This is a genomic window from Agathobaculum hominis, from assembly GCF_014288055.1.
Classification (GTDB): domain Bacteria; phylum Bacillota; class Clostridia; order Oscillospirales; family Butyricicoccaceae; genus Agathobaculum; species Agathobaculum hominis.
Genome location: NZ_JACOPK010000004.1, coordinates 90,218 through 109,717, shown reverse-complemented (window position 1 = coordinate 109,717; position 19,500 = coordinate 90,218). Strand labels below are relative to the sequence as shown.

The window sequence follows — 19,500 nt, the reverse complement described above, 5'->3', positions numbered from 1 at the left end:
AGATGAGCGAAAATACAACCCCACAGATGGGGTCGCCGGAAAAGGAGCCGCTGCTGAAGAGTGAGGGGACAGATCAGACATCTGCTGAAGAACTGCTCGATCAGATCAGCGCGAAAACCGACGATTTTCCGACTGTAGAAAGCATCCTGCAGGAATTCGGCATAAACACCGCCGAAGCATCCGGGACGCAAAGCGAGGATGTCAGGACAGAAAATATGCCGGAGAGGACATCTGATACAGAAGAACAGGAGCATGCCGAGCCGCAGGAAACGGAAACGTCTCCCGGAATAGAACCCGACAAGGCCGAAGCAGTAACTGAGACAGATAAGGATTCGGTATCTCTCGATCAGGCAGAACAAGAGTCTGAGCAATCCGAAGAGAAGGAAAAAACACAGGTTTCTTCGCCGGAGAGCAAGGCTGAGCATGAGACTGTGCCTTCGGAGAAAGCATCAGAGGAAAAACCGTCGGAAACGAAAGACGAAGAAGTGCCGCCGGAGGCTGCTGCAGGAAAGCAGACTGCGGAAAAAGAACCGCCCCAGCAGGAAAAATCGCCGCGAAATTCGAAGGATGACCCCGGATCACAGGCTGAGGATGAGGGCAGCGAGCAGGAAGGTACAGAAGATGCTGAAAACGCATCGGCTGAACCAGAGTCACCGCCCGGAGCAGAGGCGCCGGATGAGGAAGAAAGCGGCGTTGATAAGGCGGTTGATAAGCTCAAACATCTCTGGAAAATAGAGAAAAAGCCCAGAAAAAACAAGGAGAAGAAACGGTTTAAGGATGATCCGGAAGAAGAAACGGCATCTGAGGCCGAAAATATGCAGCCTCTGTCTGCTGCCCTTGCGATGCTGCATCAAAGCGAGAGCGAGACGGAAGGTATGTCGTTCATGGAACGAGCGCAGTATCGGGCCAAAATGCGACGAAGGGAGCAGACCCGTCTGCGGCGGGAAAATGCCAAAAGAGGAGCGTCGAGCGGCGGCGAAGGCCGATATCAGGCGATGTCCATGATGGATATGCAGTTCACATTGATTCGGCTGATTGCATCGGCAGCACTTGTGATTGCCGGAGCGCTGTTCGGGAGCGATGATCATATCGCTTTTATCCTTTATCTTCTGGCGTATCTGCTAGCAGCGGTCCCCGTTGCCGGAAACGCAATACAGGAGCTGTCGCACGGGCGGTTTTTCAGTGAATATCCGCTCATGCTTGTGGTATCGCTCGGCGCGTTTCTGCTGCGTCACCGTCCGGAGGCCGCGATTGTGCTGGTTCTTCACGGTGTCGGAAAGATTGCAAGTGATTTTATTCTCGCCGGCGCGAACAGCGAAATGCCGCAGCAGGCAAGCTGCATACCGGAAAAAGCGGCTGTCGTCAATATGAAAGGCGAAGAGCGCATGATCAGTCCGGCAGAAGTCCGAATTGGTGAGTTTGTTCTTGTTCGTTCGGGAGAGCGTGTACCGCTTGACGGCGTCGTGATCCGCGGCGAGGGCACTGTTGACGAGAGCATTATCACGGGCGACAGCGAACTCGCAGCCGTCAGCAAGGATTCGCATGTGCTGGCGGGCAGCCTGTATACCGGCTCGCTTCTGCTTATGCGGACTATGGTTCGCTTCGATGACAGCGCAATAAGCCGTATTATGCGCGTGCAGGAAGACAGCAGTGAACATAAGGCAGCACTGGAACGCAGTATGCTGCTCATGGTATCGCGCTTCATTCCCTTCATGTTTATCCTGGCTGTACTGCTTGCGATCGTACCGCCGCTGCTCAACTCGACAGCCCCGCTTCAGAGCTGGGTATATCGCGCACTGACGCTCCTTGCAGTAAGCTGTCCGGCAGCGCTCGCTGTTTCCGTTCCGCTTGTATTCTGGTGCGGCAGCAGCAGACTGGCTCGAAAAGGCGTACATGCCAAGGGCAGTGAAGCAATCGAGAAAACCGCAGAGATGCGCATGGCCGTGTTCAACAAAACCGGTACCCTGACAAAGGGCGATCTTCATATTAAAAAGGTATTCCCGACGCAGGAGTTTGACGAGCAGAGCTGCATTGCACTTGCTGCCGCCGCTGAACAGCTTTCAGCACATCCGGTAGCCCGCGCGCTGGTAGATGCGTACAAGGGACAGATGCAGAAGGTCATGGAATTCGAAGAATTCCCGGGCCGAGGCGTTCGTGCCCGCATCCATAACCGAACGATTCTCGTCGGCAATCGCAAGCTGATGATCTCCCGCGGCGTTAAGGGTGTTCCTGAACTGCGAGGCACAATCGTCTATGTGGCATATGAAGGAGACTATGCCGGTGCGATCCAGATGGAGGACACGGTCCGCGATGAGGCGGCAGATGCTGTTCGCGAACTGAAAGCACAGGGCATTACACGCACGGTCCTCCTGACCGGCGACAGCGAGCTGTCCGCACAGCAGGTTGCTGATGCAGCAGGCATTGATACCATTCACTTCGGTCTCCAGCCGGAAGAAAAAGCCGCTAAAATGGATTTCCTGATGCGCACGATCCCGACGGACGGCGCGGAAGCCTACGTTGGCGATGGCATTCATGATCTGGATGAGCTGAAGACTGCGGATGTCGGTATCGCGATGGGCACTGCCGGTTCACGCGATACAGCGAAGTGTGCCAATGTGCTGGTTATGACGCATGATTTGACTCGCCTTGCTGATGCTGTCCGTATCAGCCGCAGAACGCACAGTACAGCGGTACAGAATATGATGATCGTTGTCATTGCGAAAATACTGCTCGCTCTGCTTGCACTTTTCGGCTTTGTGCAGATGTGGCATGTTGTTGCAGTAGACATCATCCTCTCGGTACTGACGGTATTCAATTCGGCTCGAATCCTGAATACAAAATAACAGCAAAGACCATATCTTTCTGTAAAATGAAGCAGCTTACTTCTTTTTGCAGGATGGTATGGTCTTTTTGCGTAAAATGTGATATAATGTCTATATCTACCGCCTGAATGGCGGATGCTGTTTTCAGTACATTTCATATGACACCACTAAACTATACTCATTTTGGAGGATAACAGCTTGCATAAACAGATGGAAGCCATCCTGACCCGGGTGCAGAAGCCGGCGCGATACGTCGGCGGCGAATGGGGATCGGTGATGAAGGACAAAAAGAATGTAGATCTGCGGTTCGCTTTCTGCTTTCCGGACACTTACGAGGTTGCGATGTCGCACCTTGGCTCGCGTATTCTGTACGGACTGCTCAATGATCAAAAGGGGATCTGGTGTGAGCGTGTATGCGCGCCGTGGATCGATATGGAGGCCGAAATGCGTGCTGCCGGCATTCCGCTTTACGGTCTGGAAAGCGGTGATCCGCTCACGGACTTCGATATTATTGCGTTTACGCTTCAGTATGAGCTGTCGTTTTCTAACATTTTAAATATGCTGGATCTCGGCGGTATCCCTGTGCTTGCAAAGGAACGCACTGACCTCCGGCATATCGTTGCCTGCGGCGGACCCTGCGCGTATAACCCGGAGCCGCTCGCAGATTTTGTCGATCTGTTCATGATCGGCGACGGCGAGGAGATTATGCTCGAGTTTACCGACCTGTATCGCAAGGCGAAGCGTGAAGGCTGGTCCAAGCAGGATTTCCTGATTGCGGCGGCACAGATCGAGGGCATGTACGTCCCCTCGCTGTATGAAGTCAAATACCATGAGGACGGAACGATCGAAAGCGTAACACCCACGCACGGTGCTCCGGCGATGGTGCAGAAGCGCATCGTCAAGGATCTGGATACCATGTATTATCCGGAGTCGTTTGTCGTTCCTTCGACCGATATTGTCTTTGACCGCGCTATGATCGAGCTGTTCCGCGGCTGTCCGCGCGGCTGTCGTTTCTGTCAGGCGGGTCATACCTACCGTCCGCTCCGTACCAAATCGAAGGAGGTTCTTCTGAAGCAGGCGGAAGCGGTGCTGAAAAATTCCGGTTACGAGGAGATTTCTCTCTCCTCGCTGTCTACAAGCGATTACGGCGAACTGTCCGGCCTGACAGAGTGCATGCTCGATTACTGCGAGCCGCGCCATATCAGCCTGTCGCTGCCGTCTCTCCGCGCAGACAGTTTTTCCGCTGAGCTGATGGAGCGCGTGCAGAAGACGCGCAAGAGCGGTTTGACCTTTGCCTGCGAGGCGGGCACACAGCGCCTGCGCGACGTTATCAATAAGAACATCCGCGAAGAAGATGTTCTGCATGCCTGCGAAATTGCATTTCAGGGCGGATGGAACAATGTCAAGCTCTATTTCATGATGGGTCTGCCGACGGAAACCTATGAGGATCTGGACGGTATTTCCGACATCTGCAAAAAGGTCGCCTACTGCTGGCGCGAGAATACCCCCAATCGTGCGCGCGGCGTTCGTATCACAGCTTCGGCTTCGTGCTTCGTTCCCAAGCCGCAGACGCCGTTTCAGTGGGATGCGCAGGACACACTGGAAACCTTCCGTGAGAAGCAGGCGCATCTCAAGGTGGTTATGAAGACCAAGAACGTCACCTATAACTGGCACGATGCCGAGACCTCGGTGCTCGAAGGCGTTATCGCACGAGGCGACCGCCGTCAGGGCAGGGCTATTCTGCTCGCATGGCAGCGCGGCTGTAAAATGGATGGCTGGGATCAGTGCTTCGATTTTGAAAAGTGGATACAGGCGTTCCGTGACTGCGGACTTGATCCGGAGTTTTATGCGTCCCGCCAGCGCCCGATGGATGAGGTATTCCCGTGGGATCACATTGGCTGCGGTACGCGCAAGGAGCACCTGAAGCGTGAATGGGAGCGCTCGCGCGAAGCGGTTATCACGCCCGACTGCATGCATCAGTGTGCTGGCTGTGGTGCAAGCGCGCTGCTGAAGGGAGGCAAATGCCGTGTTTAAGGCTCGAATGAAATTTGCCAAAGAGGGGAGAGCAAAGTATATCTCTCACCTGGATCTGATGCACGCCATGCAGCGCTCGATGGCGCGCTGTCAGATGCCTCTGTGGTTTACCGAAGGCTTCAATCAGCACGCCTATGTTTCCGTTGCGCTTCCGCTTTCGACCGGTTATTCCGGTGAATGTGAATTTCTTGATTTCAATATCACCTCGGATGCGGTGCCTGAAAATGCAGTGGAAGCGCTCAACGACGTATTTCCGGAAGGTCTCCGCGCGATCGAGATCTATCCGCAGTCGGACGGAGGCATGAAGGTCGGCTCGATCGAGTGGTCTCAGTACCGCATCACCTGGGGCTTTGAAGCGGATGTGCCGAATGGCTTTGCCGATGCGGTACGCGATCTGTTCCGGCGTCCGGTCGTCGAGATCGTCAAGCGCTCCAAGCGCGGCGAAAAGACGGTTAATATGCGGGAGCTGATGCGTGATCTTGCTGTTGCCGAGGGTGAACACGAAGTAACAGCCGTTGTTACGACCGCCGCAGGCAATAACAACATGTCGCCTGAATATCTGACTCGAGCCATCCGTCAGTATCTGCCGCAGTACGAGATACCCTTCAGTGAGTACCATCGTATGAATGTGTTTACTGCTGACGGTACTCCGTTCCGATGAGAGGAGGCATAGAATTGTCCACACAAAAGAATGTTTCCGAGCAGCAGCTGCAAACGCAGTTCACTTATATTGACGCTGTCGCCCGCCTGAATGGCGTCAAATGCCCCAAAGCCTATACGCATACCTTTGGCTGCCAGCAGAATGAAGCGGATACCGAGCGCATTCGCGGCATGCTGCATGAAATGGGATATGAAATGACAGACAGCACGGAAGAGGCGGATTTCATCCTGTTCAACACCTGTGCAGTGCGAGAGCATGCGGAGGATCGTGCCTTCGGCAACATCGGCGCGCTGAGCCATCTCAAGAAGAAGCGGCCGGATGTCGTCATCGCGCTGTGCGGCTGCATGGCGCAGCAGGAAAAGAATGTCGAAAAGATCAAAAAGAGCTATCCGCAAGTCAATCTGCTATTCGGTACGCATGCGCTGTGGCGCTTTCCATCGCTGCTTTATCGCGTATTGACGGACAGAAAGCGCGTGTTTGATATCGGCGGCGAGGATGATATTGCGGAGGGACTGCCTGTACTTCGCGCGAAAGGTGCAAAGGCCTGGCTCTCTATCATGTATGGCTGCAACAATTTCTGTACCTACTGTATCGTGCCTTATGTCCGCGGCAGAGAGCGTTCGCGATACCCGGAGGAGATTGAAAAAGAGCTGCGCGAACTGGTTGCTGCGGGCTACAGAGAGATTACCCTTCTCGGACAGAACGTCAACTCCTACGGCAAGGATCTCGGCATTGATGTTGATTTTTCCGATCTGCTTCGCAGATTGAATGCTGTGCCCGGAGACTTCTGGCTGCGTTTTATGACAAGCCATCCGAAGGATGCTTCTCCGAAGCTGTTTTCTGCAATGGCTGAGTGCGACAAAGTTGCAAAGCAGCTTCATCTGCCGTTTCAGTCTGGCAGTGATGAAATTCTCCGCCGCATGAACCGCCGCTATACGGCGGAGCACTACAAATCCCTGATCGCTGATGCACGCGAAAAAATGCCGGATATTACGCTTTCGAGTGATATTATTGTCGGTTTTCCGGGCGAAACTGACGAGGATTTCGAGCAGACCCTGCGTCTGGTGCAGGATACACGCTTCGACCTGCTGTTCACATTCCTGTATTCGCCTCGCACGGGCACGCCCGCAGCATCCTATGAAGACAATGCCTCGCCGCAGGACAAGCAGCGCCGCTTTGAGCGTCTGCTCAAGACGCAGGACGATATCGTTGCCGAGAAGCAGGCGGCGTATCAGGGAAAAACGCTGCGTCTGCTGGTAGACGGAGCGGCCAAGGGGCCGGACTATCCGTATACCGCCCGGACGGAGGGCAATCTTCTGGTATGCGTGCGCGGTGAAAATATCCAAATCGGCGAATTCATTCAGGCGGAGATTGAAAAGACCTCGCTGAGATGCCTGTTCGCAGTAAAAAAATCATAATCCACCTTTCGTTAGACAGGAGGCAAATATGGCTGAACTCACGCCCATGATGCAGCAGTATTTTGAAATCAAGAATAAAAACAAGGATTATCTGCTGTTTTACCGTCTGGGCGACTTTTACGAGCTGTTTTTTGATGATGCAAAGCTTGTCTCACGCGAGCTTGATTTGACGCTGACCGGCCGTGACTGCGGTCAGGCGGAGCGCGCTCCCATGTGCGGCGTGCCGTATCACAGTGCAGAAGGCTATATCGCAAAGCTGGTGCAAAAAGGTTATAAAATTGCGATCTGCGAGCAGCTGGAAGATCCGAAGAAGGCAAAAGGCCTGGTAAAACGCGATATTATTCGCCGCGTCACCCCCGGCACGGTTGTTGACGCATCTATGCTCGATGAGAGCCGCAATAATTTCCTTGCCTGTATCTATGCCACCCATGAGGACATGGGCATGTGCTTTGCAGATATTTCAACAGGCGTTGTCTACGCAACCGACACAGAGGAATGGGTCGACGTGTATAACGAGCTGGCTCGTTTTTCACCTCGTGAGATTCTCGCAGGCGGCTTCGCGATTTCGTATGAGGAGTTTCGCTCCTTTGTCGCTGAGCGGCTGGAAGAAGCGCTTGTGGAACCGATGGAAGAGGAATGCTTCGACGCGGAAGCAGCGGGAGAGCGTATCCGCAAATACTTCCATATAGAGGATTTTGATGCGGCAGGTCTCCGGGTTATGCCGTTCGCGACCCGCACCCTTGGCGGCCTGCTCGATTATCTTGAAAAAACGCAGCCTGCGAGCCTTGCAGGCCTCAATGATCTGAGGCTGTATCAGCAGGGGCAGTATATGGAGCTGGATCTGAACGCGAGACGCAATCTCGAGCTGTGCGAGACCATGCGCACCAAGGAGAAAAAGGGTACGCTTTTGTGGGTTCTTGATCAGACGCATACCGCAATGGGTTCCCGGCTGATCCGGCAGTGGATCGAAAAACCGCTTTATAATCCGCTTCATATTACGCGGCGTCAGCAGGCCGTCAGCGCGCTGTGCGACGATGTGATCAACCGCACGGCACTGACCGATGCGCTTCGCAAGGTTTTTGATATGGAGCGTCTGATTGGACGCATCGTTTACGGCACAGCGAACTGCCGTGATCTGCGTGCGCTGGCGTCAGCTATCTCCTGTCTGCCGGAAATTCATGCACACGCATCTGCATTTGAACAGTCTCTGCTCAGAGAGTTAACCGGAAATATTGACCTGCTTGAGGATGTGCGTGAGCTGATTGAAGCGGCTATCGTCGAGGAGCCGCCGGTCCTTCTTCGAGACGGCGGTCTGATCCGCAGCGGCTATAACGAAGAGATTGATACGCTTCGTGACCTCGCGAGCGGCGGCAAGGGGAAAATTGCGGCTATCGAGCAGCAGGAACGTGAAAAAACCGGTATTTCCAAGCTGAAAATCGGTTATAATCGTGTGTTCGGCTACTATATCGAGGTTTCCCGTTCCAACTCGGACGCTGTCCCTGAAAATTACATTCGCAAGCAGACGCTCGCAAACTGTGAACGATACATCACCGATGAGCTCAAGCAGCTCGAAAGCACAGTGCTCGGTGCACAGGAACGCCTGTCCGGACTGGAATATGATGTGTTTATTCAGGTGCGCGACCGTGTTGCAGCTGAGGTGCATCGCGTGCAGCGCTCGGCGCAGGCGGTAGCACAGATCGATGTGCTCTGCTCGCTTGCTGATGTCGCCTGCGACCAGAACTATATCTGCCCGATCGTTGATTTTTCGGATAAGATCGAGATACATGACGGCCGTCATCCGGTTGTCGAAAAAATGCTCAAGGACAGCATGTTCATCCCGAATGACACATTGCTCGATGAAGGTGATAACCGCATCGCGATTATCACGGGACCGAATATGGCCGGTAAATCGACCTATATGCGTCAGGTCGCACTGATTGCGATTATGGCGCAGATCGGCTCGTTCGTGCCGGCTTCATCGGCGCATATCGGCGTTGTGGACCGGGTGTTCACCCGTGTCGGTGCATCGGATGATCTGGCAAGCGGTCAGTCCACCTTTATGGTGGAGATGAGCGAGGTCGCGGATATTCTGAATCAGGCAACGAAATCCAGTCTGATTATCCTCGACGAAATCGGCCGCGGCACCTCTACCTATGACGGCATGAGCATTGCGCGTGCTGTCGTGGAGTACATTGCGAATAAGCGGCGTATCGGTGCGCGAACTCTGTTTGCAACGCATTATCATGAGCTGACAGCGCTGGAAGACCTGATTGATGGAGTGAAAAACTACAATATTGCGGTTAAAAAACGCGGAGATGATATCACCTTTCTCCGCCGCATTGTGCGTGGCGGCGCCGATGACAGCTATGGCATTGAGGTTGCCAAGCTCGCAGGCGTACCGAACGCAGTGATCAGACGCGCCAAGGCGGTGCTTAAGGAACTTGAGTCCACCATGCCGCAGATTGAAATCCATCCGATTGAAGAGCAAGAGGAAGAAGATGATCAGATGTCCTTTGGACACATGATCGCCACCGGCGTTGTTGCACGCCTGTGCTGTCTTCAGATGGATGTTATGACACCGATCGAAGCGCTGAACGCTCTGTATGAACTGAAACGGCTTGCAGAGCAGGAGCGCGGCTCTTAAGGCGATTCCGCAGAATGAATACTGCGGTGCTTTGCGGAGGTTTTGCATCCTGACCTTGCTGTGATTTCACAGTAAGGCATCAACCATAACTGTAAAAACACTTCTCGCCAGCACACAGAATCTGTTCGCAAATCGCGCCTGTTACATGAAGCGGTATTGCTTTGACCGCATTTGAAATTTTTCCGGAAAGGAAATTATAATGGCAATTATTAAAGAGCTATCCTCGCACCTTGCCGATCTGATTGCGGCAGGCGAGGTAGTGGAGCGCCCGGCTTCGGTTGCAAAGGAGCTGGTCGAGAATGCGATCGACGCCGGCTCAAACCGCATTACAGTAGAAATTGAAAACGGCGGCATTACCTATCTCCGTATCGCAGACAATGGCTGCGGCATGGCGCCGGAGGATGCACCTGTCGCATTCCGCCGTCACGCGACCAGCAAGCTCAGAAGCGAAGAGGATCTTGCTGCGATCGGCACGCTTGGTTTTCGCGGTGAAGCTCTTGCAGCGATCTCGTCCGTCACACGGATCGATCTGTTTACGCGCCAGAGGGAAGCAATCGCAGGCGTTCATCTGCATCTGGAAGCCGGAGAGATACAGGTAAACGAAGAGGCCGGCTGCCCGGAGGGTACGACGATTGTTGTTCGAGATCTCTTCTATAATACCCCGGCACGCATGAAGTTCTTGAAAAAAGATTTTACAGAAGCCGGATATGTACTTGGCGTTGTTCAGCACGCTGCACTGTCGCACCCTGAAATTGCATTCACCCTGATCCGCGACGGAAAGCAGGTCTTTTCAACAGACGGCAAGGGGAAGCTGATTACGCCGGTATTTGCGGTGTTCGGAAAAGAAATGACGGCAAATATGATCGAGGTTCCGGAAAACGAGCATAATGGACTGACTGTCCACGGCTATATTGTAAAGCCGCACGCAGGACGTGCCAATCGTTCCATGCAGCATTTTTTCGTCAACGGACGCTATGTCAAAAGCCGGCTCATGCAGGCGGCGCTTGAAGAGGCATATCGAAATGCCATCATTACGGGAAAATACCCGTCCGGCGCAATTTTTCTGGAGCTTCCGCTGTCGGCAGTTGATGTCAATGTGCATCCGGCAAAGACGGAAGTCAAGTTTTCACAGGAAAAACCGGTGTTCGAGGCGGTCTACATTGCCTGTAAGAACGCACTTGCAGCGAACGATAATACGCCGCAGCTTGAGCACAAGGAAAAGCATACGCCCCGCGAGGACAATCTCACGCAGGAACAGCAGCGCTTTGCTGTGCCGCGTTCCGAACCGGCACCGGCTGCACGCTCGTTTGCGCAGCCACTTCAGACACAGCCGGTCTCGAAAGGTGAGGATGCGGAGCTGGAGGATTTTCTGGTATCCGTACCGCCGCGTACTGTACGTCCGGTCTATATGTCTGCACCGCCGCTCGGGAACTTTAAACCCGATCCGGCACGCGCGGTCGGCCGTGTACAGCTTCCAAGTGAGCTGAAGAATACGCAGGAAAAGGTCGAACCGGAGGCTGATATTGCAGTTCTCCCTGCCGAACGGCCACAGACGGATGAAGAAGCAGCGGAACTTGCAAGCGATACGGCATCCGAGGATAATCTGGTCAATATTCCGCAGTCGCAGACGAATCCGCAGAAAACTGCGGCGGAGGAGCCGGTATATGAGCCGATCGATCACGGTGCGCGCGTCATCGGCGAGTGCTTCCGCACCTACATCATAGCAGAGGATGAAGACGGTCTGCTGCTCATCGACAAGCATGCGGCTCACGAGCGAATTCTGTTCAATAAGCTCCGCGCTGAGACAGAAATGCCGCAGCAGCAGCTTTTGACGCCGGTCGTGGTCGAACTGACCGGCGAGGAGGCGGCAGCAGTCCAGACGCAGCTGGAGGATATTCGCAAAGCTGGATTTTCTATCGACCCGTTTGGTGAGAACAGCTTTGCTGTACGCAGCGTACCGGCGTATCTGGACAGCGGCGACGTCCAGAGCGTTATCAGTGAGCTGGCCGAGAAAGCAATGAACAGCCGCACAACAGTGCCGGACCGTCTGGATGACCTCATTCATACGGTCGCATGCAAAGCAGCGATCAAGGCAGGCAGAGCAACAACGATGCTGGAGCTGCAAAATCTGTGTGACCGTGTGCTTTCGGACGATAACGTGCGATCCTGCCCGCATGGCAGACCGACGACTGTTCGTCTGACAAAATATGAACTGGATAAAATGTTCAAACGTGTTAACCAGTAGGCAAGGAGCTGACTTCATGGATAATCGATTGGTCTGCATCTGCGGACCGACCGCAAGCGGCAAAACCGCACTTTCTGTTGCACTTGCGAAAAAACTGCATACCGAGATCATTTCGGCTGATTCCATGCAGCTGTACAGATATATGGACATCGGAACGGCCAAGCCGACCATTGAAGAAAGGCAGGGCATCCGACACCATCTATTTGATGTGTGCGAACCGGGAGAGGCATTTTCGGTAGCCCGGTATGTCGAACTCGCAGATGCGGCTGCGCAGGATATTCTTTCGCGGAACATGATACCCGTCGTCGTCGGCGGCACGGGGCTTTATATGGATGCGCTGATCGAGTGCAGCACCTTTTCGGGCGACGAGACCGATCTCTCTGTTCGAAAAAAATACGAAATCATGGCTCGTGAACAGGGGAACGAAGCAGTGCACGCCTGCCTTGCAGAGGTCGATCCGGAAAGCGCAGAACGGCTGCATCCGAATAATCTGAAGCGTGTTATCCGTGCGCTCGAGGTATACGAGCAGACGGGTATGACAATCGGAGAAATGAACCGCCTGCACAAGCGTCCGGAGCCGAAATACCAGGCAATCAAGCTCGGGCTGTGTCCGAAAGACCGGCAGACGCTTTATCATCGAATCGACAGCCGGGTTGACGACATGATTCGTGACGGGCTGATCGATGAGACCAGATATCTTTGGGAAAATGGACTTCTTGCGGGAACGGCGGCGCAGGCGATCGGCTACAAGGAGCTCCTTGGCTATCTGGAGGGCAGCGAAACCCTCGAAAGCTGTATCGAGCTGTTAAAACGCCGAAGCAGAAATTATGCAAAAAGGCAGCTTACCTGGCTGAAAAGGGATGACAGCATCCACTGGATATATTATAATAAGAGTGAAGAGTTTGCAGATGTCCTGCAGCATTCGACAGAATATCTGCAAAAACACGGTGTACAATGATACCATAAACTGCAACAGCAACGGAGGTATTATTGTGCGAAACGAAATCAATCTGCAGGACAGAATGCTTGCTGCTCTGCGTCAGCAGAGTCAGAATACAACGTTTTTTCTGATGAACGGCTTTCAAATGCGGGGAATTATCCGTGGATTTGATAACTTTGTCGTTATTCTGGAAAGCGAAGGGAAACAGCAGATGATCTACAAGCATGCAATTTCCACGATCATTCCGCAGCATCCGGTGGAGCTGTACGGAGCGAGGGAGGAGCGTGCGGACAGTTGATTACTTACGAGGCAATTCATGGAACAAAAACAGAAAACAAAACCGGCACGGCAGCAGAAACGTGACCGCAGCCATCTGGTTTTTATGATGATTGCTGCAGTCGTGCTGCTGTATATCGGACGCAGCTTTTTCGGTATTTTTTCGGCAGCGCCGGAAACGACACCGGCTATGCGCGTCACGGTGAATGACAGCTTCACTGCGGACGGATGGTTCGTTCGCGATGAAATCACGATCAAGGGCGGCGGTGAGTCAGTCAAGCATATCGTATACAGCGGTGAGCGTGTGCAGAAAAATGCGCCGCTTGCGGTTGTGTACGGCGATGATGAAGCACTGGAGCTCAGCCGTCAGCTGGATCCGCTCGATGACCGGATCAGTCAGCTCGATACTGCGCTTCAGACCGCAAACGACAGTTCGGACACAGCGAAGATTGATCAGCAGATTACGCTGGCCATTCAAAACCTTGCCGCCGAGACCAAGGAAGGCTCGGGCAGCGTGCTTACCTCTTCGTCTGCATCCCTGCGAACGCTTTCTCTGCGCCGCGCTGCGGATCAGCTGGACTCCGCCTCTATCCGTGCGGAGCGGGATTCTCTGAGCGCGCAGCGCGACAGCCTGCAGCAGAGTCTGTCCGGTCGAACCGCTGAATTGAAGGCGCCCTGCTCCGGATATTTTTCCGAGATCGTAGATGGCTTTGAAGATACGCTCAAGCCGGCATCGCTTTCGGGTCTGACGGTTGCGCGCTTTCGTGAGCTGACATCCAAGGCACCCGAAACACGTCACAGCAGCTCAACGCTCGGCAAGATGGTGCAGGGCTTCAGCTGGTATCTGGCCTGCGAAATTCCGGCGGAACAGGCGGAACGGCTGCAGATCGGTCAGGAGCTTAAGGTCAATTTTACTCAGGCATCTCTCACGAGCCCGGTAACCGTGTATGCGGTTAACTGGGAGCATGATGATGATACAGCTTTGCTCGTGTTGGAAGGCACTGATTTCAACAGCGGGATGGTTTCCATGCGTCAGCAGCCGGTCGAAATCATCATTGCATCGTACACCGGCCTGAGCGTTCCCAAGAGCGCACTGCGCGTGGAGGAATGGACGGACAGCAATGGTGAGAAGCATAAGGACACGGGTGTGTTCATTCTCAGCGGCTCGGTACGCAAATTCAAGGTGATCAACAAGCTGTATGAGACCGATGACAGCTATATCGTCGAGCAGAGTGCAACCGATTCGGATATGCTGGTCGAGCAGGATCAGGTCATTGTCCGAGGAACAGATCTAAAGGATAATACGGTGGTGAAAACATGACAGAACAGGAAAGAAATGAGCTGCATGAACGCATCGCTCAGGTAAAGGAACGGGTAGCGCGTGCAGCGGAAAAAGCAGGAAAAAAGCCGGAAGACATCATACTGGTTGCCGCGAGCAAGATGAATAATGCGGAGCGTGTCCAGGAAGCGATTCGCGCAGGCATCGAGGTGTGCGGTGAAAACCGTGTGCAGGAGCTGCTTGAAAAGTATGAACAGAACGCTTATGAAGGAGCGGATCTGCAGTTTATCGGCACGCTCCAGACCAATAAGGTGAAGTTTCTGGTCGGCAAGGTCTCTCTGATCCAGTCGGTCGGTTCGGTTCATCTTGGCGAAGCGATCGCAAAAGAGGCCGCAAAGCATGGCATCCGACAGGATATTCTGCTCGAGGTCAACATTGGCAGAGAGCAGGCAAAGAGCGGCATTGACCCGGATGAACTGCTGGATGCAATCGACACTTTGCGTGCAAAACCGTCGCTTCATATACGCGGATTGATGGCAATTCCGCCGGTAGCCGATGCAGAAACGAAAAACTTGCGCTATTTCAATGAAATGCGACAAGTATTTGTTGACATTTTGACAAAAAAATACGATAATGTAGATATGGATTATTTGTCGATGGGAATGACAAATGATTTTGAAACGGCGATTGCGTGCGGTGCAAACATGGTTCGCATCGGCACGGCGATCTTTGGCGCACGGCCTTATCAGATCGTTTCGCCTTAAAATATAAGGAGGAACTTACATGGGTTCGATCAAAAGCTTTCTTGATTGGGTCAAGGGCGGGGATGCTGAGGACGATTACGAAGAGGATATGTCCCGGCAGCCGCGCAGCGAAGAACCTGCAATAAATAGTGTGCCTTCATCGTACGAAAACCGTTCGTACGATCACTCGTATAGCAGTGCCACTGTGGAGAACACTGTTTCGCAGCCGCGCCATGAGAGCCTGCGGGATAACAAGGTCGTCAGCATCAACACGACCAGCAAGCTTGCAGTGGTTCTTGTCAAGCCTGATCGCTTTGAACAGGCGGCTGAAATTGCAGATCATCTGAAGGACAAGCGCACGGTGGTCCTCAATCTGGAGCAGACAAACAAGGATATCGCGCGTCGTCTGGTGGATTTTCTGAGCGGTGTTGCATATGCGAATGAAGGCAAGATCAAAAAGGTTGCAAACAGCACATATATCATCACGCCCTACAATGTAGACATTATGGGCGATCTGATCGATGAGCTTGAGAGCAGCGGTATGTATTTCTAAGGGCTGCTGCTGTGAACATGATAGCTTCATATATTGTCGGCAATCTGCTGCGCATTCTTGAGTTTCTGCTCTTTGCCAGAGCGATACTCAGCTGGTTCTCTCAGGCCGGCGGCTCCAGACTGTATGAGTTTCTTTGTATGCTTACCGAACCGCTGATTCAGCCGTTTCGGAGTCTTGTGAGCCAGATTGATGCCTTCCGGAGATGTCCGTTTGACATCCCGTTCATGCTGGCATTTTTCACGATCATTGTTCTGGAACAGGTTGTTTATATGCTGTGATGCCTGCAAAAAGAAACATGCGGGTGGTCGGGCAATGCCCGGCCATTTTCCCGTGCATCGGGCAAAACAAACATTTTTACGGAGGAAAGACTATGACGGTGCAGGAAATTCAAGAGATCGGCTTTGAAAAGGCTGTTTTCGGCGGATACGATATGAAATCGGTCGATACCTTTCTCGAGCGCGTCGCAGAGGAGTTCGCTGCCATGCAGAAGGAAAACGCTTCTCTGAAAGCAAAGATGAAGGTTCTGGTTGACAAGATTGAGGAGTACCGCGGTGTTGAGGACGGAATGCGCCGCACCCTGATGTCTGCTCAGTCGATCGCACAGGATACGATCGACAAGGCAAAGAAGGAAGCCGAAGACATCGTTGCCGCCGCAAAGACCGAAACCGAGAGCAAGGTACAGGATACCAGAAGCGAAATCGAGCTCGAGGCACGCAAGCTTGAGGCTGCCCGCAAGAGCACGGTCGAGTTTGTTGCGCGTGTTTCGGCGGCATATCAGGCTCAGGCTAAGGCCCTTGTCGAGCTTGCAAAGGCAGAGAAGCTGGTGCAGCCTGCACAGACTCAGGAGAAGACGAAGGTCGATGACAAGACCACAAAAATCGCAAAGCCTGCGGCCGATGAAAAGAATGCAGCTGCTGACAAAGCGGATGCTCCGGCTGAGGACTCCACTCGCAAGTTTGATTTCGGTGAGCTGAAGTTTGGCGCAGACTACGATCCGAAAAAAACGAAATAAGAGCGGCTGCAACAGCCGCTGCAAGTCAAAACTGAAAGGAATGAATACTGCCAATGCAGCAGGATTATAATAATACAATCAATCTGCCAAAAACAGATTTCCCGATGCGTGCGGGTCTTCCCAAGCGCGAGCCGGGTTTCCTGGAAAACTGGGAGCATGCAGATCTGTATCACGAACTGATGAAGAAGAACGAAGGCAAGCCGCTTTTCGTTCTGCATGACGGCCCTCCGTATGCAAACGGAAACCTGCATATGGGTCACGCGCTCAATAAGATCCTCAAGGATTTTATTCTGCGTTCGCGTAATATGATGGGTTATCAGGCGCCGTATATTCCGGGCTGGGATACGCACGGTCTGCCGATCGAACGTCAGGCAATCAAGGCATACGGCATGGACCGCAGCAAGGTTTCCGTTGCTGAGTTCCGCTCCAAGTGCGAAGAGTTTGCACACGATCACGTTAACACGCAGCGCGAGCAGTTCAAGCGTCTGGGCGTTATCGGTGACTGGGATCGTCCGTATCTGACCCTGACTCACGATTACGAGGCGGCTCAGATCGAGATCTTTGGCGAAATGGCAAAGAAGGGCTACATCTACAAGGGTCAGAAGCCGGTTTACTGGTGCCCGCATGATGAGACTGCTCTGGCTGAGGCCGAGATCGAGTATAAGGATATTCCGTGCAAGTCCATTTTCGTCAAGTTCGCAGTAACCGATGACAAGGGCGTGATCACCAAGCTGCTTGGCAGCAAGGACAACGTTTACTTCGTCATCTGGACGACCACGACATGGACGATCCCGGGCAACCTGGCAATTTCCCTTAATCCGTTCTTTGAATATGATTTCGTTAAGGTTCCGTCCGGCGAGATTTATGTCATGGCGAAGGAGCTTGTCGCGTCCGTCATGAAGACCGCAGGCATCTCCGAGTGGGAAGTTCTCGCAACCTGCCTTGGCTCTGATCTGGAAATGATCAAGACAAAGCATCCGCTGTATGACCGCGAGTCGCTCGTTATCGTCGGTGAGCATGTAACGCTCGATGCCGGTACCGGCTGTGTTCATACCGCTCCGGGCTTTGGTGCCGATGACTTTATCGTTTGCCAGAAGTATAAAATTCCGATCATTGTTCCGGTTGACGGCAAGGGCCGTCATACGGCTGAAGCGGGCAAGTATGAGGGCATGTTCGTAGAGGACTCCAATGAGGTTATTCTCAAGGATCTCAATGACTGCGGCGCACTCCTCGCAACCGAGGATATCGTTCACAGCTATCCGCACTGCTGGCGCTGCAAGAACCCGATTATCTTCCGTACCACGGAGCAGTGGTTCTGCTCGGTTGACGCTCTCAAGGACGATGCTGTCAATGCCTGCGAGGATATCAAATGGATCCCGGGCTGGGGTCAGGAACGAATGACTTCCATGATCCGCGAACGTTCGGACTGGTGCATTTCCCGCCAGCGTGTCTGGGGTGTTCCGATTCCGATTTTTACCTGCAAGAAGTGCGGAAAGCCGCTTGTTAACGAGCAGACCATCAAGGCAGTTGCTGACCTGTTCCGCGAGAAGGGTTCCAACGCATGGTTCGATATGTCCGCTGCTGAGATCCTGCCGGAAGGCATCAAGTGCGAGTGCGGCTGCGCCGATTTCGACAAGGAAACCGATACCATGGACGTATGGTTCGACTCCGGTTCGTCCTGGCGCGCTGTCATTGAAAATCGCGAGGGTCAAAAGACTCCGGTCGACGTATATCTGGAAGGCAATGACCAGTATCGCGGCTGGTTCCAGTCCTCTATGCTGACCTCTATCGCAACGCAGGGCAAGGCGCCGTATAAGACGGTCATTACGCATGGCATGATCGTTGATGAGGAGCGCCAGAAGATGTCCAAGTCGCTCGGCAACGGCATTGCCCCGGAGGACATTCTCAAGCAGTACGGCGCTGATGTTATGCGCCTGTGGGTCGCCTCTTCGGACTACCGTCAGGATATGCGTATCTCCAAGGATATGCTCAAGCATCTCTCTCAGAACTATCTGAAGATCCGCAACACGGCCCGCTATATTCTGGGCAACCTCGCTGATTTCGATCCCAAGACCGATGCAGTCGCTTATGCTGACCTGACCGATCTGGACAAGTGGGCGCTGATGAAGCTGAATGAACTGACCGCAAAGGTACGCGAGGGTTACGACAGCTACGAGTTCCACACCGTTTTCCACGCAATTCACAACTTCTGCGTCGTTGATATGTCGAACTTCTATCTCGACGTTATCAAGGACCGTCTGTACTGCGACGAGACGGCAGGTGCAAGCCGCCGTGCTGCTCAGACCACGATCTATCGTATCCTGAGCGCTCTGGTTCGCATGCTCTCTCCGATCCTCTGCTTCACCGCAGATGAGATCTGGCAGGCTATGCCGCATGCAACAGAGGACGATGTACGCAACGTTGCATATAATGAGATGCCGCAGGCTGATGATGCGTTTGCATTTGATGAGGCGGAGACGGAAAAGTGGAATAAGCTGATCGCGTTCCGCGATGATGTGAACAAGGCGCTGGAAGGTGCTCGCAACGCCAAGACGATCGGCAAGCCGCTTGAGGCTCATGTAACCGTTTATACGGATGCTGATACTGCTGCATTCATGAACGGCTGCGGCCAGGATCTGGCTGACCTGTGCATCGTTTCTGAAATGGATGTTGTTGCAGGCGAAGGCGAAGGCCTCGCAAGTGAGGAACTGCCGGGCCTGACGATTTCTGTCGTCCGCGCAGCAGGCGAGAAGTGCCTGCGCTGCTGGAAGCAGGCGAAGTCCGTCGGTTCGGATGCTGCTCATCCGGCTCTGTGCGCACGCTGCGCTAAGGTCGTCGGCTGAAACAATAAATAAAAGGGAAGGGGGGGAACA

The 19,500-nt window shown here is 53.4% G+C and carries 14 protein-coding genes; all 14 read left to right on the top strand.

Features of this window, described 5'->3' with window-relative positions; genetic code table 11:
- Window positions 1-2 precede the first annotated feature (2 nt).
- The 14 genes from H8S02_RS05450 to ileS all read left to right on the top strand — a co-directional run bounded on the left by H8S02_RS05450 (window position 3) and on the right by ileS (window position 19,470).
- Window positions 3-2,843: a heavy metal translocating P-type ATPase gene (locus tag H8S02_RS05450; protein WP_207722074.1), complete on the top strand. Its 2,841-nt coding sequence runs from the start codon at window positions 3-5 to the stop codon at window positions 2,841-2,843.
- Window positions 2,844-3,032: 189 nt separating this feature from the next.
- Window positions 3,033-4,856, top strand: coding sequence for a TIGR03960 family B12-binding radical SAM protein (locus tag H8S02_RS05445; protein ID WP_186969802.1), 1,824 nt, complete (start codon window positions 3,033-3,035; stop codon window positions 4,854-4,856).
- 7 nt (window positions 4,857-4,863) lie between these two features.
- A complete protein-coding gene (locus H8S02_RS05440) occupies window positions 4,864-5,517 on the top strand; it encodes a TIGR03936 family radical SAM-associated protein (RefSeq protein ID WP_186969658.1) in 654 nt (217 codons plus the stop codon).
- Window positions 5,514-6,935 (top strand): tRNA (N6-isopentenyl adenosine(37)-C2)-methylthiotransferase MiaB, encoded by a 1,422-nt coding sequence (gene miaB / locus H8S02_RS05435; RefSeq protein ID WP_186969657.1) that lies wholly within the window; start codon window positions 5,514-5,516, stop codon window positions 6,933-6,935. The genes H8S02_RS05440 and miaB overlap by 4 nt, the downstream gene beginning before the upstream one ends.
- 28 nt (window positions 6,936-6,963) lie before the next feature.
- A complete protein-coding gene (gene mutS / locus H8S02_RS05430) occupies window positions 6,964-9,579 on the top strand; it encodes a DNA mismatch repair protein MutS (protein WP_186969656.1) in 2,616 nt (871 codons plus the stop codon).
- 199 nt (window positions 9,580-9,778) lie between these two features.
- On the top strand, window positions 9,779-11,824 hold the full coding sequence (gene mutL, locus H8S02_RS05425; RefSeq protein WP_186969655.1) for a DNA mismatch repair endonuclease MutL: 2,046 nt from the start codon (window positions 9,779-9,781) through the stop codon (window positions 11,822-11,824).
- Entirely contained in the window at window positions 11,787-12,782 is a 996-nt protein-coding gene (gene miaA, locus H8S02_RS05420) for a tRNA (adenosine(37)-N6)-dimethylallyltransferase MiaA (RefSeq protein WP_243166424.1), read from the top strand. Before mutL ends, miaA begins: the two co-directional genes overlap by 38 nt.
- A 31-nt stretch (window positions 12,783-12,813) precedes the next feature.
- Window positions 12,814-13,062 (top strand): RNA chaperone Hfq, encoded by a 249-nt coding sequence (hfq, locus tag H8S02_RS05415; protein ID WP_186969800.1) that lies wholly within the window; start codon window positions 12,814-12,816, stop codon window positions 13,060-13,062.
- Window positions 13,063-13,080: 18 nt separating this feature from the next.
- On the top strand, window positions 13,081-14,361 hold the full coding sequence (locus H8S02_RS05410) for an HlyD family efflux transporter periplasmic adaptor subunit (RefSeq protein WP_253094156.1): 1,281 nt from the start codon (window positions 13,081-13,083) through the stop codon (window positions 14,359-14,361).
- Window positions 14,358-15,083: a YggS family pyridoxal phosphate-dependent enzyme gene (locus tag H8S02_RS05405; RefSeq protein WP_186969653.1), complete on the top strand. Its 726-nt coding sequence runs from the start codon at window positions 14,358-14,360 to the stop codon at window positions 15,081-15,083. The genes H8S02_RS05410 and H8S02_RS05405 overlap by 4 nt, the downstream gene beginning before the upstream one ends.
- A 19-nt stretch (window positions 15,084-15,102) precedes the next feature.
- Window positions 15,103-15,615: a cell division protein SepF gene (locus H8S02_RS05400; protein ID WP_243166423.1), complete on the top strand. Its 513-nt coding sequence runs from the start codon at window positions 15,103-15,105 to the stop codon at window positions 15,613-15,615.
- A gap of 17 nt (window positions 15,616-15,632) precedes the next feature.
- Window positions 15,633-15,893, top strand: coding sequence for a YggT family protein (locus H8S02_RS05395; RefSeq protein WP_186969652.1), 261 nt, complete (start codon window positions 15,633-15,635; stop codon window positions 15,891-15,893).
- 92 nt (window positions 15,894-15,985) lie between these two features.
- Window positions 15,986-16,627, top strand: coding sequence for a DivIVA domain-containing protein (locus H8S02_RS05390; RefSeq protein WP_186969651.1), 642 nt, complete (start codon window positions 15,986-15,988; stop codon window positions 16,625-16,627).
- A gap of 53 nt (window positions 16,628-16,680) precedes the next feature.
- Window positions 16,681-19,470 (top strand): isoleucine--tRNA ligase, encoded by a 2,790-nt coding sequence (gene ileS / locus H8S02_RS05385; protein WP_186969650.1) that lies wholly within the window; start codon window positions 16,681-16,683, stop codon window positions 19,468-19,470.
- Window positions 19,471-19,500: the final 30 nt, after the last annotated feature.